The 14949-nt window shown below is 57.3% G+C and carries 17 protein-coding genes and 1 tRNA gene; 12 read left to right on the top strand and 6 right to left on the bottom strand.

Translation table 11 applies throughout. The annotated features are described in order from the left end of the window. Positions 1 to 286 precede the first annotated feature (286 nt). On the bottom strand, positions 287 to 1570 hold the full coding sequence (locus tag AC1RKH_RS19620; RefSeq protein ID WP_123425741.1) for an NAD(P)/FAD-dependent oxidoreductase: 1284 nt from the start codon (positions 1568 to 1570) through the stop codon (positions 287 to 289). A 183-nt stretch (positions 1571 to 1753) separates the two neighbouring features. Here AC1RKH_RS19620 and AC1RKH_RS19615 point away from each other — a divergent pair. Both AC1RKH_RS19615 and AC1RKH_RS19610 read left to right on the top strand, forming a co-directional pair. After that, positions 1754 to 1830, top strand: a tRNA-Val gene (locus AC1RKH_RS19615). Positions 1831 to 2106: 276 nt separating this feature from the next. Beyond that, a complete protein-coding gene (locus tag AC1RKH_RS19610) occupies positions 2107 to 2829 on the top strand; it encodes a metallophosphoesterase (RefSeq protein ID WP_493061619.1) in 723 nt (240 codons plus the stop codon). A gap of 16 nt (positions 2830 to 2845) precedes the next feature. Here AC1RKH_RS19610 and AC1RKH_RS19605 read toward each other — a convergent pair whose 3' ends face one another. Then, positions 2846 to 3028, bottom strand: a complete 183-nt coding sequence (locus tag AC1RKH_RS19605; RefSeq protein ID WP_493061620.1) for a hypothetical protein — start codon at positions 3026 to 3028, stop codon at positions 2846 to 2848. A gap of 202 nt (positions 3029 to 3230) precedes the next feature. Here AC1RKH_RS19605 and AC1RKH_RS19600 point away from each other — a divergent pair, with 202 nt between their 5' ends. Further along, positions 3231 to 3800 carry an NADPH-dependent FMN reductase gene (locus tag AC1RKH_RS19600; RefSeq protein WP_493061621.1) on the top strand — a complete coding sequence of 190 codons (570 nt, stop codon included), beginning with the start codon at positions 3231 to 3233 and terminating at the stop codon, positions 3798 to 3800. Between the two features lie 370 nt (positions 3801 to 4170). Then, a complete protein-coding gene (locus AC1RKH_RS19595; RefSeq protein WP_493061622.1) occupies positions 4171 to 4626 on the top strand; it encodes a DUF2214 family protein in 456 nt (151 codons plus the stop codon). 252 nt (positions 4627 to 4878) lie between these two features. On the opposite strand, the gene csrA is transcribed toward AC1RKH_RS19595, so the two are convergent. After that, positions 4879 to 5073: a carbon storage regulator CsrA gene (gene csrA / locus AC1RKH_RS19590; protein WP_007920550.1), complete on the bottom strand. Its 195-nt coding sequence runs from the start codon at positions 5071 to 5073 to the stop codon at positions 4879 to 4881. A 248-nt stretch (positions 5074 to 5321) separates the two neighbouring features. On the opposite strand from csrA, the gene AC1RKH_RS19585 reads away from it, so the two are divergent. After that, positions 5322 to 5687, top strand: a complete 366-nt coding sequence (locus AC1RKH_RS19585) for an SPOR domain-containing protein (RefSeq protein ID WP_493061623.1) — start codon at positions 5322 to 5324, stop codon at positions 5685 to 5687. 16 nt (positions 5688 to 5703) lie between these two features. On the opposite strand, the gene AC1RKH_RS19580 is transcribed toward AC1RKH_RS19585, so the two are convergent. The 3 genes from AC1RKH_RS19580 to AC1RKH_RS19570 form a co-directional block, all read right to left on the bottom strand. Further along, complete coding sequence (locus AC1RKH_RS19580; protein WP_493061624.1) at positions 5704 to 6393, bottom strand: endonuclease; 690 nt, start codon at positions 6391 to 6393, stop codon at positions 5704 to 5706. Between the two features lie 4 nt (positions 6394 to 6397). Continuing rightward, the gene (locus AC1RKH_RS19575; RefSeq protein ID WP_493061625.1) at positions 6398 to 6649 is read right to left on the bottom strand and encodes a DUF1654 domain-containing protein; all 252 of its coding nucleotides are present in this window, start codon (positions 6647 to 6649) and stop codon (positions 6398 to 6400) included. A 227-nt stretch (positions 6650 to 6876) separates the two neighbouring features. Further along, positions 6877 to 7965 (bottom strand): asparaginase, encoded by a 1089-nt coding sequence (locus tag AC1RKH_RS19570; protein WP_123425763.1) that lies wholly within the window; start codon positions 7963 to 7965, stop codon positions 6877 to 6879. 347 nt (positions 7966 to 8312) lie between these two features. On the opposite strand from AC1RKH_RS19570, the gene AC1RKH_RS19565 reads away from it, so the two are divergent. The 7 genes from AC1RKH_RS19565 to rbsD all read left to right on the top strand — a co-directional run bounded on the left by AC1RKH_RS19565 (position 8313) and on the right by rbsD (position 14906). Then, the gene (locus tag AC1RKH_RS19565; protein ID WP_493061626.1) at positions 8313 to 8768 is read left to right on the top strand and encodes a hypothetical protein; all 456 of its coding nucleotides are present in this window, start codon (positions 8313 to 8315) and stop codon (positions 8766 to 8768) included. A 234-nt stretch (positions 8769 to 9002) separates the two neighbouring features. After that, the gene (locus tag AC1RKH_RS19560; protein WP_493061627.1) at positions 9003 to 9956 is read left to right on the top strand and encodes a sugar ABC transporter substrate-binding protein; all 954 of its coding nucleotides are present in this window, start codon (positions 9003 to 9005) and stop codon (positions 9954 to 9956) included. A gap of 57 nt (positions 9957 to 10013) precedes the next feature. Continuing rightward, on the top strand, positions 10014 to 11567 hold the full coding sequence (locus AC1RKH_RS19555) for a sugar ABC transporter ATP-binding protein (RefSeq protein WP_493061628.1): 1554 nt from the start codon (positions 10014 to 10016) through the stop codon (positions 11565 to 11567). Next, positions 11564 to 12541, top strand: coding sequence for an ABC transporter permease (locus AC1RKH_RS19550; RefSeq protein WP_493061629.1), 978 nt, complete (start codon positions 11564 to 11566; stop codon positions 12539 to 12541). The genes AC1RKH_RS19555 and AC1RKH_RS19550 overlap by 4 nt, the downstream gene beginning before the upstream one ends. Positions 12542 to 12544: 3 nt before the next feature. Then, positions 12545 to 13564, top strand: a complete 1020-nt coding sequence (locus tag AC1RKH_RS19545) for a LacI family DNA-binding transcriptional regulator (RefSeq protein ID WP_493061630.1) — start codon at positions 12545 to 12547, stop codon at positions 13562 to 13564. 23 nt (positions 13565 to 13587) lie between these two features. Continuing rightward, positions 13588 to 14505: a ribokinase gene (gene rbsK, locus AC1RKH_RS19540; protein ID WP_493061631.1), complete on the top strand. Its 918-nt coding sequence runs from the start codon at positions 13588 to 13590 to the stop codon at positions 14503 to 14505. After that, positions 14502 to 14906, top strand: a complete 405-nt coding sequence (rbsD, locus tag AC1RKH_RS19535) for a D-ribose pyranase (protein WP_493061632.1) — start codon at positions 14502 to 14504, stop codon at positions 14904 to 14906. Before rbsK ends, rbsD begins: the two co-directional genes overlap by 4 nt. Positions 14907 to 14949: the final 43 nt, after the last annotated feature.

Here is a 14949-nt window from a genome sequence, read left to right as displayed (position 1 = left end):
GCGGTAGTTCAGTCGGTTAGAATACCGGCCTGTCACGCCGGGGGTCGCGGGTTCGAGTCCCGTCCGCTGCGCCATATCTGCCTCAAGGCCCACTGAACGCCTTGAAGCTACGAAGAAAGCCATTGGCTACTTCGAGTCGATAGCAAAGACCCTGGTCGAAAGACCGGGGTTTTTTGTTTGTGGAATTTGGAATCCGTATTTTGGCTCCCGCCATTTCAAGGTGATGCCCAGTTTTGGTTCTACAAAAAAACCGCCTGTTCAGGCGGTTTTTTGTGAGCGCGATAAATCAGAAGTCGAACTTGTCTCGCAGGCCGTAATACCAGGCGCCTAGCGCGGCGAATGGCGTGCGCAGCAGTTGGCCGCCCGGGAAAGGGTAGTGCGGCAGGTCGGCAAAGGCATCAAAGCGCTCTGCCTGGCCGCGCAAGGCTTCGGCCAGGACTTTGCCTGCCAGGTGCGTGTAAGTCACACCATGGCCGCTACAGCCCTGGGAATAATAGATGTTGTCGCCCAGACGTCCGACCTGCGGCAAGCGCGACAAGGTCAGCAGGAAATTGCCGGTCCAGGCGTAATCGATCTTCACATCCTTGAGCTGTGGGAAGGCCTTGAGCATCTTCGGTCGAATGATCGCTTCGATGTTTGCCGGATCCCGGGCGCCGTACACTACGCCACCACCGAAGATCAGGCGCTTGTCGCCAGAGAGGCGATAGTAGTCGAGCAAATAGTTGCAGTCCTCGACGCAGTAATCCTGCGGCAACAGGCTCTTCGCCAGTTCATCGCTCAAGGGTTCGGTGGTGATCACCTGAGTGCCGCACGGCATCGATTTGGCAGCCAGCTCCGGAACCAGATTGCCCAGGTAGGCGTTGCCGGCGACGATGATGAATTTGGCCCTGACCTTGCCTTGCGGCGTGTGTACTACCGGATTGGCGCCACGCTCGATGCGTACGGCCGGTGACTGCTCGTAAAGGGTCCCGCCGAGCGACTCGACAGCCGCAGCTTCGCCCAGGGCGAGGTTGAGCGGGTGGATATGGCCGCCACTCATGTCGAGCATGCCGCCCACGTATTGATCACAGGCGACGACTTCGCGAATGCGGCGCTTGTCCAGGAGTTCCAGCTGAGTGTGGCCGTAGCGCTCCCACAGACGCTTCTGCGACTCCAGATGGCCCATCTGCTTGCTGGTGATGGCTGCAAACACACCGCCATCCTTCAAGTCGCACTGGATCTGGTATCTGGCCACGCGGTCGCGAATGATCTTGCCGCCTTCGAACGCCATTTGCCCGAGCATTTGTGCTTGCCTGGGGCCAACGCTGCGTTCGATCACATCGATATCGCGGCTATAACTGTTAACGATCTGACCACCATTGCGACCCGAGGCGCCGAAGCCGACTTTGGCAGCTTCCAGGACGGTCACCCGAAACCCGTTCTCCAGCAGAAACAGTGCGCTGGACAGGCCGGTATAGCCCGCGCCAATTACGCAGACATCAGTCTCTACGTCATCCTGTAACGACGGACGCGATGGAGCAGCGTTGGCCGACGCGGCGTAATAGGAGTCCGGATAAGGGGTGTTCGCCATCCTGCAGCCTCTGTTTAATATATTTTACGAGTGCTCCGATCCTACCTGAGTTAAAAATCGACTGCCAGACACCGGAATATCTTCTTTGCAGTACCAAAATTAAATATTTTGCATATTCATAGGGTTAGGTGAAAAAAAGGTGTTGACACCCCTCCGGAATTCCGTAGAATGCCGCCTCACAGCAGGCACGTAGCTCAGTTGGTTAGAGCACCACCTTGACATGGTGGGGGTCGTTGGTTCGAGTCCAATCGCGCCTACCAAACAAAATCCGCTCTGCTGGGCGGTCTAGAAGGGCTCACCGAAAGGTGGGCCCTTTTTTGTTGCCTGCGATTTTCAAAGCTTTTGCAAAACCCCGCCGTATTACATCTTCAGGTCGACATTTACCCTCGCAAATGGCTGAGTTCGAAGTGTTCAAGGGGGTAGCATAAGAGCTGCAAGCGAGGCGAATTCACCGACCGCGATTTGATCCGCGCATTGGCCGAAACCCAAGTGCACTGGATTGAATGGGCCTTATGAAGGTGTCGGGGGGTGGCAGCATGACCCAGGTTCAGCGTTTCACAATCAACACCGTTGGCCGCGACTTTGCCGTGGGTGATATTCACGGCCATTTCACCAAGCTTCAGGCTGCGCTTGATGCTGTCGGCTTCAACCCCGCAACCGATCGCCTGTTCAGTGTTGGCGATATGGTTGATCGCGGCCCCGAATCTACTGACGTCGACGTGTGGCTGGCGAAGCCATGGTTCTTTGCCGTGCAGGGCAATCATGAGCAGATGGCGATCGATGCCCATCGGTTCAGCCATAAAGGCCAGGCCAGTTACATGCACATTATCAACGGTGGCGCCTGGTTGTACGGTCGGTCCACCGCCGAGCAGGCCTTCTATGTCGATCTGTTCGTCGAGCTGCCTATCGCTATTGAGGTGATGACGCCAATGGGGCTGGTGGGGATCGTGCATGCCGATTGCCCGTTCGATGATTGGGCACAAATGACTAGCGCCCTTGAGCTCGAGCAAGGCGCGATGCAGCGTAGTGTCCAAACGATCTGCCAGTGGTCGCGTACGCGCATTACCAACGAAAACGACACTGGCGTCAGTGGCATCAGGGCGGTGATCGTCGGCCACACGGTGGTCTATCAGCCGGCGGTGCTGGGCAACGTCTACCACATCGACACTGGCGGCGGGATGGGCGGCCACTTCACGCTGATTGATCTGGCCACTCTCGAGTGCTTCCCGCCGATCAATCCAAAACTGTTCAGCAGCTGAGTGAGTTACGGGTAGATCAGGAGTTTGTGTACTCGAGATACAGCCTTTCGAGAGCCTCTTGGTACTTGTCTCCCGTTAAAGACTTTTTCAGGGCTTCCACGGCTTCGAGTGCTGAAGCTGCAGCCAGGACCTCGTTATCTCCCCGGCTTGCGGCGCGCAGTCTTGCTGCTGCAATGATCGCATCTTCAGTCGTTTGCATGGTGTTGCCCTCGAAGGACTCAGTCTCACTGATGCCGGCAATCCACCACTAATTCTACCCCCGAGATAGGCCGTGACAACCAGACCGCCTGACTGGGAGGCAATCGAGCGTACCTGCCGACCGGGATTGCTATCACGCTGAAGATGGCTTTTGCTTGCGTATGCGACAATTCACCGTCCACCCAGTCATGGAGCGTATACACATGGTGCAACTGCTTGCGATCTCTGGAAGCCTCCGGGCAGCCTCTTCGAACTCCGCGTTACTGCGTGCTGCCGAGATGCTCAGTCCTGAAGGGGTGTCGATCAAGCATTACCTGGAGGTGGGGCAATTACCTCACTTTGATCCGGATCTGGCTGACGATCCTCCGCGGATCGTCGCGGAGTTGCGTGGGATTATTGCCAAGGCAGACGGTATTCTGATTTCGTGCCCTGAGTACGCTCGTGGAATTCCGGGGTCGTTCAAGAATGCACTGGATTGGCTCGTAGCCAGTCAGGACTTTCCCGGCAAGCCGATAGCACTTTTCAACGCATCGCCACGAGCGAGTCATGCCCAGGCGGCGCTCAGGCTAGTGCTGGAAACGATGTCCGCGATTATTGTCGAGCCTGCCTCGATAACAGTGAACCTGCTGGCCAAAGGAATGGATGAGGCAGACATCGCAGCGAGTCCGCAGATCAGTCAGCAAGTCGTTTCGGCCCTGGGCGTGTTCAAAAACCAGATTGAGAGCGGTCTTTCTACAGAGCGTTCTCAATCAGGCCAGTCAAATGCAGGCTGAAACGAGGCTCAAACATCGCCTGATGGTTGCTGGCTAATCACTCGTATCGGGTCGCAGTCCGGCGGAACTGCTTCAGCTTCAGGAAGAGGAGCCCAGCAAATCACGGACGAAAAAAAACCCGCATTTGAACGGGCTTTTTATCGATGGGGGGCGCTGATCCTTCAGCTCGTTGGAGTGTGCTCTGTGGCTCAAGCCCAATCAACCAAATGGCGACGAAACGCCAGAAAAAAAGCAGTTGTGTGCCGGATTGATCGCGGCTGGCCGAAGGCGAGAGGGGCGGGGTGGTTGCTTGGCTTGTGAGCGAAGCCAGACGTTTTGGGCTACTACTGACAGGCCGATATTTTTTTCGTCTTGAATGGGGAGCAAATCGATGCTGGTTCACTGGTTTCTTGCTGCGGTCCATCTCTTGGCCTATGGCCTGGCACTCTGGGGAGTGCTTACGCGTGGTATGGCATTCCGTCGGGTTGCCCTGGATGGCACGGGGGCTCGTAGTGTCTTGCTGGCAGATAACTTTTGGGGAATCTCTGCGGCGATTCTTCTGATTACCGGTGGGATTCGTGCCTTTGGCGGGTACGAAAAGGGTTCGGACTATTACCTGCATCAGCCACTGTTCCATCTGAAAATGACCTTGTTCGTCATCATCCTGTTGCTCGAGATTGCGCCGATGGTGGCCTTGATCAAATGGCGGATCGCTTTGAGTCGAGGTACGCCGATTGATGTCGGGAGGTCCAGGCTCTTTGCGCGCATCAGTCATATCGAGGCGCTGTTGATTATCTTGATGGTTGTGGCGGCGACAGGCATGGCGCGAGGCGTGACGTTCGGATAGTTGGCTATCGTTGCGTAATGGACTGGAGCGTCCACGCCGATTGTGAGGTTTTCACCGGGCTGAATCCGAATTGTCTGACAGCAAGGTTCATGGTGATGTCGTTAATATCGGCTTCACCTTTTCAGCGACAGTCTGAGGCCGATTGGGCGTGCGTGGTTGCCATGGAGAAAGGAGTGCGGAGCGGTAGTGCGCAGAATCTTTAGCCAGCCGTTGCTGTAAGAGAAAGGGCTGGCTACTGATTGCTGGCGGGGTTCAGGGGGTTTCGCGCTTGTCCGGCGCAGTAAGACCGGCCTGAATACGCTGGTAGATTTCTTCTCGATGCACCGCAACGTCTTTCGGGGCATTGATGCCGATTCTGACCTGCTGGCCGCTAACGCCCAGAATGGTGATTGTAATGTCATCACCGATGTTTATGCTTTCACCGACTTTGCGGGTGAGTATCAGCATGATCTTCTCCTTGATAGCTTTGTAGGGCACCTGACTCAAACAATGCAGATGTCGGTAGTACCTATAGATTAGTGCGAAGTGTCACGGTTTGGGTGCCTCTTTCTGACGCGCAGACGCTGCATTAATTCCCAAGGTGCGACTATACAGAGGCGAGAAACATCATTCTCGTTGTTTTGACGCCTGTTTACTGGGTCGTGAGGCATTTTTGGGTGATAAAATCCTGGCTTTGGCATTCCGAGGGAAAAGTTGTGCGCAAAATGGCGTTGGTGGTCGCGGTATTGGTATTGACGGGATGTGGCCAGGAACAGACCGGGGAGTCGAAAAAACCTCAGGTGCCGGTTGTCTCTGCACCCGCAGCGGCGGCTGCGCCACAATGGGATGTTCTGGTTCAGGGCGAGACCGTGCAGGCGATCAGTGATCTCACCGGCTGGCTGATCGAGCACAGTTTTGTTTCCTACGTTGTAACGCAAGACGGCAAACAGCGTGTGCTGGTCGGGCCGTTCAACTCAAAAGCCGAAGCCGAGGCAAGGCAGGTCGAGCTGATCGCAGCCCTGGCCAAGGCGAAGAAGATGAATATCGAATCAATGGTCGTTGAGCACAGCGCGGCTCAATAACTGATTCTGGTGCCTGTTATCCGCAGGCCTTCATGTCGACGGGGCCGACGAACTCATTGCCGCGCCCCATCACGCACGCCACGCTCTGATTGCGTTGGCGCTCCCAGCTTTGCACCGGGTAAGTCTTGTTCCAGGCTTCGAAGAGTTGCCGATCCTGCCTGGACAGACGCAACCCGTATTGCTTGCTCATGTAGAAATAGGTGCGAGCGATCATTCCGCGAATAGATGGACGAGGCGTGACCTTCTTTGCCTTGAAGTCGACTTGGGTCAGGCACGAACCGTATTGACCGGATTGCACGGGAAGCCAGCCGAAACTGAAGTTGCTGCGGTCCCCGTTCACCTCGCCGATGCTTGGCACGAGGTTGTGCAAATCGGCCTCGGCGCGTTGATAGGTCGGGTCGTGACGTGTGCAGTTCTGGCGACCACCCTGTTGCCAGCACTGGCGTTGGTGACCGATTTGCCATGCGGGAACGATGTGCTCCCATTCGATACGTGCAGCGCGGTTGGCGTTTTTTCGTGGCACGTAACCGCAGGCTTTCAGGTCGACCCGATTGCCCGTGTATTTGCAGCCGCAATAGAACTCGGTGGACTGTGGGGCGTAGAGTTTCCAGGCGGCTTTTTTCGCCTCGTTGAAGGTCCGTGGCGCATCCGCCTGAGCCGTGGCGGCAACGAAGAGCAACAGCAAAACAATACAACGAACAATCATTGACTCAGTCTTCCTTCGGCACAACCCAGAAAATCTGCACGCCGCCATCGTCGCGGTAAGCGAGGGTGACGTTGTCGTTCTCGGCGATTTCCTCAAGCAAGCGTTCCCATTCATCTACCGGCTCGTCAGGGAGGCGAAAGATCAAGGCTGCCTTGGCTTTTTGGGCGGTCGGGGAGTTGATGATTTTTTGAACGCGCAAACCGAGTCGTTCGTAAGAGCCTGGAGGGGTGGTTGCTGCTGAAGAGGTCGTGGCCACTGAGTAATCCTTATTAAGCTGTACGTGCATACAGTATTTAACTGTGGGCAATTTCGCAACTGCTTAAAACTCAAGAAGATCGTCTGACAGCGAGTTTTTCCGTTTGGTGTAAACCGGTTGGAAATTCTTCTGAAGAAATGGCAGGGGAGGCGGGAGGGCAGGTCACTCGCCCGAGCGGGCGAGTGGGTGTGGCAAGCGTCCGACCGGATCAGGCCGGACGCAATCAATCAGTATTCCCAGAACATCCGTTGCAGTTCTTTGCTGTCCGAAGTCTTGGTCAGTGCAACCATCGTCAGGATGCGAGCTTTCTGCGGGTTCAGGTCATGCGCAACGACCCAGTCATACTTGTCGTCAGGCTGTTCGGCGTTGCGCAGGACAAAGCCGCCAGCATTGACGTGAGACGAGCGAATGATCTGCACGCCATCCTTGCGCAGTGCTTGCAAGGTTGGAACGACGCGTGAAGATACCGAGCCATTGCCGGTGCCGGCATGGATGATGGCTTTGGCGCCAGATTGAGCCAGGGCCTTGTAAGCAGTGCCGTCGACATTGCCATAGGAATAGGCGATTTCGACGTCAGGCAGGCTCTTGATGGTTTTGATGTCGAATTCCGAATCCATGGTGTGACGCTTGGCTGGCAAGCGGAACCAGTAGGATTTGCCTTCGACCACCATGCCCAATGGGCCCCAGGCGCTTTTGAACGCTTCGGTCTTGATGTTGATCATTTTGCTGACATCACGACCCGACTGAATCTCGTCGTTCATGGTTACCAGCACACCTTTGCCACGAGCGTCTTTGCTGCTCGCTACGGCAACGGCGTTGTACAGGTTGAGCATGCCATCAGCGGACATCGCGGTGCCTGGGCGCATAGAGCCAACAACGATGATCGGCTTGTCGGTTTTTTCCACCAGGTTCAGGAAGTAGGCGGTCTCTTCCAGGGTATCGGTGCCGTGAGTGATAACGATGCCATCGACGTCTTTGCTGTCGGCCAATTCGGCTACGCGGCGCCCCAGTTGCAGCAGGTTTTCGTTGGTGATGCTCTCGGAGGCGATTTGCATCACTTGCTCGCCGCGAACGTTGGCCAATTGGCTCAGTTCAGGGACGCCGGCGATCAATTGCTCGATCCCGACTTTTGCAGCCTGGTACGTAGCGCTGTTGGCTGAGCTGGCGCCAGCACCGGCAATCGTGCCGCCGGTAGCGAGGATTACCACGTTTGCCAGTTTCTGTTTGGCTTCGACTTCTTTTGCTTGCAGTGCAGTCGGGAGGAGCAGCAGGAGGGCCAAAGCGCCCGGAATAAAGGTATTGAAGGCAGATTTCATTGTTTTCTCTCTAATAGTGATGACGGTGCTGATGCAGGTTCATCTAGAAACACCCCAAGCAGATCTGTATGCCGGGGTACCCAGTAAGAGCAGGATCTGTACCAGTCATACTTTGGATTGAAAATTCTTTTAACCTTATGATTTATATCAACTTATTGCTTATTGGCGATTGATCTCGAGGCTTTCGTCGTCCGGGTTTCCGAACATGTGCTGGGTGAGTGTTCGGATGCCCGAAAACTCCTACAGAAATAGTCGTGGATTCCCGCATTTTTGACAGGGAATTAGCGCTAAAGAAAACTGGCCAAAGGTCGATGACCCTTCAAGGATCATTTTTTTAAGGAGTTCACATGTCCATTGTTGTCGGTTTTCCAAACGCTGGCGGCATCACCATCGGCGGCAAGTCGCTCGCTACCGTCAACGCATTGAGCGACGCGACGGCAGACGCCTCGACGCAACTGGTGGGTAGCAAGGAAGGTGACAGCAAGCAAGTCAGGACGGGGTCGGTAGGGCAAAGCCAGGGCACGGAGACCAAAGAGGATGACGGTGGGAGCGTCAGCATCACGGTGAAATTACTGCTTCAACGCATGAAGGAACTGCAAGAGCAACTGCGTCAGCAACAACAGCAACTGGCAGCGGCCCAGGCCGCGTCATATCCGACGCCGGAAGCCAAGACCACCGCGGTCATGGCGATTCAGGGGCAGATCGCCAACACCAACGGTGCGCTAATGGAGGTGACCGCCAACCTGGTCAAGGAACTGGCCAAGGGCGCCAATAGCGGATCGATGGTCAACACGACGGCGTGATGCGCATTGCCGGCTTTTGCCAACCGTCCCACAAAACGGCTTTTTCTGACCGTTGACAAATGTCAGCAAGGTTCGCATAGTTCGGTCGACGCAAACGTTTGCGCGGCCCTATCGACGGTTTGACCCCGTTGGCACGGCGATCCTCGTTCCCGCGTATCTGAGCGCTGGTGAACGGATTTGAAGCGTATGCAGTGCAAGCGTTGCTCACAATAATCATAAGATCGGAGTGAACTCATGAAGCTGCCATTCGCTGGACGTCTTCTCGCTGTCGCTATGCTGGCTGCCGCATCCGCTGCTTTACCCCTCTCTTCGGCCTTCGCCGACACTGAAAAACCTAAAGTCGCGCTGGTCATGAAGTCCCTGGCCAACGAATTCTTCCTGACCATGGAAGATGGCGCCAAGGCTTACCAGAAAGAACATCCCGGCGATTTCGAGCTGATCTCCAACGGGATCAAGGACGAAACCGACACCGCCAATCAGATCCGCATTGTCGAGCAGATGATCGTCTCCAAGGTCAATGCGCTGGTGATCGCCCCCGCTGATTCGAAAGCGATGGTGCCGGTGATCAAGAAAGCCGTCGACGCGGGTATCACCGTCATCAACATTGATAACCAGCTCGACCCGGCAGTGCTCAAAAGCAAAAACCTCAGTGTGCCTTTCGTAGGTCCGGACAACCGCAAAGGCGCGCGTCTGGTCGGCGAATACCTGGCCAAACAGCTGAAGGCCGGTGATGAAGTCGGCATCATCGAAGGCGTTTCCACCACCTCCAACGCCCAGGCACGCACCGCTGGCTTCAAGGATGCGATGGAAGCAGCGCAGGTCAAGGTTGTGTCCCTGCAATCCGGCGACTGGGAAATCAACAAGGGCAACCAGGTTGCCTCGTCGATGCTGAGCGAATACCCGCAAATCAAGGCGCTGCTGGCGGGTAACGACAGCATGGCCGTCGGTGCCGTTTCTGCGGTGCGCGCAGCAGGCAAGGCGGGCAAGGTGCAAGTGGTCGGTTACGACAACATCAATGCCATCAAGCCGATGCTCAAGGACGGCCGCGTATTGGCGACTGCCGATCAGTTTGCTGCCAAACAAGCAGTGTTCGGCATTGAAACCGCGCTGAAAATGCTCAAGGGCGAAAAGGTCGACAGCGGCACCAACGGCGTAATCGAAACTCCGGTTGAGCTGGTTACCAAATAGTCATTCTGGCGACACAACGGCGCCCGCTCGCAAGGGCGAGCGCATGGAGAGTTTTTTATGTCAGTTTGTGCCCCGAACGCAGTCCTTTCGGTCAGCGGTATCGGCAAGACGTACGCGCAACCGGTGTTGACCGGCATTGACCTGACGCTGATGCGTGGTGAAGTGCTGGCGTTGACCGGCGAGAACGGTGCAGGCAAAAGCACGCTGTCGAAAATCATTGGCGGACTGGTCGCACCGACCACCGGCCAGATGCAGTTCCAGGGGCGCGATTACCGTCCCGGCAGCCGAACCCAGGCTGAAGAGCTGGGCATTCGCATGGTCATGCAAGAGCTCAATCTGCTGCCGACCTTGTCCGTCGCCGAAAACCTGTTTCTCGATAACCTGCCCAGCAATGGCGGATGGATCAGCCGCAAGCAACTGCGCAAAGCGGCAATCGCAGCAATGGCTCAGGTCGGGCTCGATGCGATCGATCCGGACACGCTGGTCGGTGAGTTGGGGATCGGTCATCAGCAAATGGTCGAGATCGCTCGCAACCTGATCGGCGACTGCCATGTACTGATACTCGATGAGCCGACCGCGATGCTGACGGCTCGTGAGGTCGAGATGCTCTTTGAGCAAATCACCCGTCTGCAAGCCCGCGGTGTGGCGATCATTTACATTTCCCATCGTCTGGAAGAACTGGCGAGGGTTGCTCAGCGGATTGCCGTGTTGCGTGACGGTAATCTGGTCTGCGTCGAACCCATGGCCAACTATAACAGCGAGCAGCTGGTCAATCTGATGGTGGGGCGTGAACTGGGCGAGCACATCGATCTCGGCCCACGGCAAATCGGTGCGCCAGCCCTGACCGTCAAAGGGCTGAGCCGTTCGGACAAGGTTCGCGATGTGTCTTTCGAGGTGCGCAGCGGCGAAATTTTCGGGATTTCCGGATTGATCGGGGCAGGGCGCACAGAACTGCTGCGCCTGATCTTCGGCGCCGATGCGGCAGACAGTGGCACGGTCGCTCTCGGTTCTCCGGCGCAAGTGGTGAGCATCCGTTCGCCTGCCGATGCGGTCGGTCACGGGATTGCCCTGATCACCGAAGATCGCAAAGGCGAAGGCCTGCTGCTGACTCAGTCGATCAGCGCCAACATTGCCCTGGGCAATATGCCGGTGATCTCCAGTGGCGGCATCGTCAACCCGGGTGACGAGATGGCACTGGCGCAGCGTCAGATCGACGCCATGCGCATTCGCAGCTCCAGCCCTGCGCAACTGGTTTCAGAATTGTCGGGCGGCAATCAGCAGAAGGTCGTGATCGGTCGCTGGCTTGAGCGTGAGTGTTCGGTGCTGCTGTTCGATGAGCCGACTCGCGGCATCGATGTCGGTGCCAAGTTTGATATTTACGCATTGCTCGGCGAGTTGACGCGTCAGGGCAAGGCGCTGGTGGTGGTGTCCAGTGATCTGCGTGAATTGATGTTGATCTGCGACCGCATCGGCGTGTTGTCGGCCGGGCGTTTGATCGACACCTTCGAGCGCGACAGCTGGACTCAGGATGATTTGCTTGCTGCCGCTTTTGCCGGCTACCAAAAACGTGATGCGTTGCTCCATGAAGCGGCGCCTAGGGATCTCCCATGATAACTGCACTGTCTGCTGGCAAACGTAGTGGCAATTTTTACGGCCTCGGTACCTATCTGGGTCTGGCCGGTGCCTTGCTGGCGATGATTACGCTGTTCTCGGTCTTGAGCAGTCATTTCCTCTCTTACGAAACCTTCAGCACGCTGGCCAACCAGATACCGGACTTGATGGTGCTGGCGGTCGGCATGACGTTCGTGTTGATCATCGGCGGCATCGACCTCTCGGTAGGCTCGGTGTTGGCCTTGGCGGCGTCGACCGTCAGTGTGGCGATTCTCGGCTGGGGCTGGAGTGTCTTGCCGGCGGCGCTGCTGGGTATGGCCGCTGCCGCATTGGCCGGGACCATCACCGGTTCGATCACCGTGGCCTGGCGCATTCCGTCGTTCATCGTCTCGCTGGGTGTGCTGGAAATGGCTCGCGGCGTTGCCTATCAGATGACCGGCTCGCGCACGGCCTACATTGGTGATGCCTTTGCCTGGCTGTCCAATCCGGTTGCCTTTGGTATTTCGCCGTCGTTCATCATTGCGTTGCTGGTCATCTTCATCGCTCAGGCGGTGTTGACCCGCACCGTGTTCGGTCGCTACCTGATCGGCATCGGCACCAACGAAGAGGCCGTGCGTCTGGCGGGTATCAACCCAAAACCCTACAAGATTCTGGTGTTCAGTCTGATGGGGTTGCTGGCGGGTGTTGCCGCACTGTTCCAGATCTCGCGTCTGGAAGCGGCGGACCCGAATGCCGGTTCCGGCCTGGAGCTGCAAGTCATCGCTGCCGTAGTGATCGGTGGCACCAGCCTGATGGGGGGGCGCGGTTCGGTCATCAGCACGTTCTTCGGTGTTCTGATCATTTCGGTACTGGCTGCCGGGCTGGCGCAGATCGGTGCGACCGAGCCGACCAAACGCATCATTACCGGCGCGGTGATCGTGGTCGCGGTGGTGCTGGATACCTACCGTAGCCAACGTGCAAGTCGACGGAGCTGAATCATGGCAACGATCAAGGATGTGGCAGCGCTCGCGGGGATTTCCTACACCACGGTTTCCCATGTGGTGAACAAGACCCGGCCGGTCAGTGAAGAGGTTCGGCTCAAGGTCGAGGCCGCGATCAAAAGCCTGGACTACGTGCCCAGCGCCGTCGCGCGCTCGCTGAAAGCGAAAACCACCGCGACCATCGGCCTGCTGGTGCCCAACAGTCTCAACCCGTACTTCGCGGAGTTGGCCCGTGGCATCGAGGACTACTGCGAGCGTAATGGCTATTGCGTGATCCTCTGCAACTCCGACGACAACCCGGACAAGCAGCGCAGTTACCTGCGCGTGCTGCTGGAAAAACGCATTGACGGGCTGATTGTCGCTTCCGCCGGCGGTGATAGCGGGCTGGCGCAAGGGCTGGCCGGCGTGCGTACGCCGATGGTGATCGTCGACCGTGGGCTGGAGGGGCTTGATGCGGACCTGGTGCGCATCGACCATGAATATGGTGCTTACCTGGCGACCCGGCATCTGTTGGAGTTGGGCCACCTGGACATTGCCCACATCGGCGGTCCGGCGCATACCAGTGTGGCGCAGATGCGTCTGGCAGGTTATTGCCGCGCCTTGAAAGAGGCGGGCGTCGAAGTGCCGAGAGAGCGGATGCTCGAAAGCGACTTCACCAGCACCGGCGGTTACAACGCAGCCGCAATCTTGCTGGAAAAGAACCCGCCCAGCGCGATCTTTGCCGGTAACGACATGATCGGTATCGGCGTACTGCGGGCGGCTGCCGAGCGCAATATCCGGGTGCCGAGCGAGCTGTCGGTCATTGGTTTCGACGATATTCAGATGAGCCGTTATGTCTATCCGGCGTTGACCACCGTAGGCCAGTCGATCCTGCAGCTTGGCGAAATGGCTGCGGAGGTACTGTTGCGGCGGATCGCGATACCTGAACTGGCGACCGATCAACGAATCGTGACGCCCAGTATTGTCATGCGAGAGTCGACCGCGCCGCTGGCCGGCGTATTCGACCAATACCGCTGAAGCGAATTGATGAGTAGTGATGTATGCCAGCAAAAGTAGTGGTTGTAGGCAGTCTGAACATGGACCTGGTGACCCGCGCCCAGCGGCTGCCGCGTGCTGGAGAAACGCTGCATGGCAAGTCGTTTGCCACCGTGTCGGGCGGCAAGGGCGCTAATCAGGCGGTCGCGTCTGCCCGGCTCGGTGCGCAGGTGTCGATGATCGGCTGCGTGGGTAACGATGCTTATGGTGGGCAATTGCGCGCTGCGTTGCTCGCAGAACAGATCGATTGCCGGGCGCTGACAGCGGTCGAGGGTTCCAGCGGCGTGGCACTGATCGTGGTCGATGACAACAGCCAGAATGCGATTGTCATCGTTGCGGGCGCCAACGGTCTGCTGACACCTGACGTGGTTGCCGGGTTCGATGCGGTGCTTGCGGCAGCCGACGTGATCATTTGTCAGCTTGAAGTGCCGATGCAGACTGTCGGCTATGTCCTCAAGCGCGGTCGTGAGCTAGGCAAAACGGTGATCCTCAATCCGGCGCCGGCTACCGGTCCATTGCCAGCCGATTGGTATTCGTCAATCGATTACCTGATCCCCAATGAAGGCGAAGCGTCGGCCCTGAGCGGTTTGCCGGTGGACTCGCTGGAGAGCGCCGAACTGGCCGCGAACCAATTGATCGCTGCCGGTGCCGGCAAGGTCATCATCACATTGGGGCCCCTGGGTTCATTGTTCGCCAATGGGCAAAGTGTTGAGCATTTTCCGGCGCCCAAGGTCAAGGCAGTCGACACCACGGCGGCCGGTGACACCTTTGTCGGCGGGTTTGCAGCGGCGTTGGCCTCTGGCAAAAGCGAAGCCTGGGCCATTCGTTTTGGTCAGGTCGCGGCAGCCTTGTCGGTGACGCGGGCCGGTGCGCAACCTTCGATTCCTTCCTTGTCAGACGTACAGGCTTTTAAAGCACCATGAAAAAAACACCTTTGCTCAATATCGCGTTGTCGCGGCTGATTGCTTCTCTGGGCCATGGCGACATGCTGGTGATTGGCGATGCCGGTCTGCCCGTGCCGCCCGGGGTTGAGTTGATCGACCTGGCGTTGTCCCAAGGCATTCCGGACTTTGTCAGTACCTTGAACGTCGTGCTCAGTGAAATGCAGGTGGAAAGCCATGTGCTGGCCGAAGAAATCCTGCTCAAGCAGCCGCCGGCGCTGCAGGCGATCGACGAGCTGACGGCCAAGGCTGCTATGGGCCAGCGGCGGTTGCTGAGTCATGACGAGTTCAAGCTCCTTAGCCGACAGGCGCGGGCGATTGTTCGTACGGGCGAATGTCAGCCGTACTGCAATATCGTGCTGGTCGCTGGGGTAACGTTCTAACCCGCTATATCCCGATTCGATTTATCCAGGTTCGATTTACCCA

The organism is Pseudomonas sp. GW822-FHT06B12 (genome assembly GCF_058799675.1).
The sequence above is the reverse complement of the archived record's forward strand: the minus strand, read 5'-3'. Positions and strand labels throughout refer to the sequence as shown.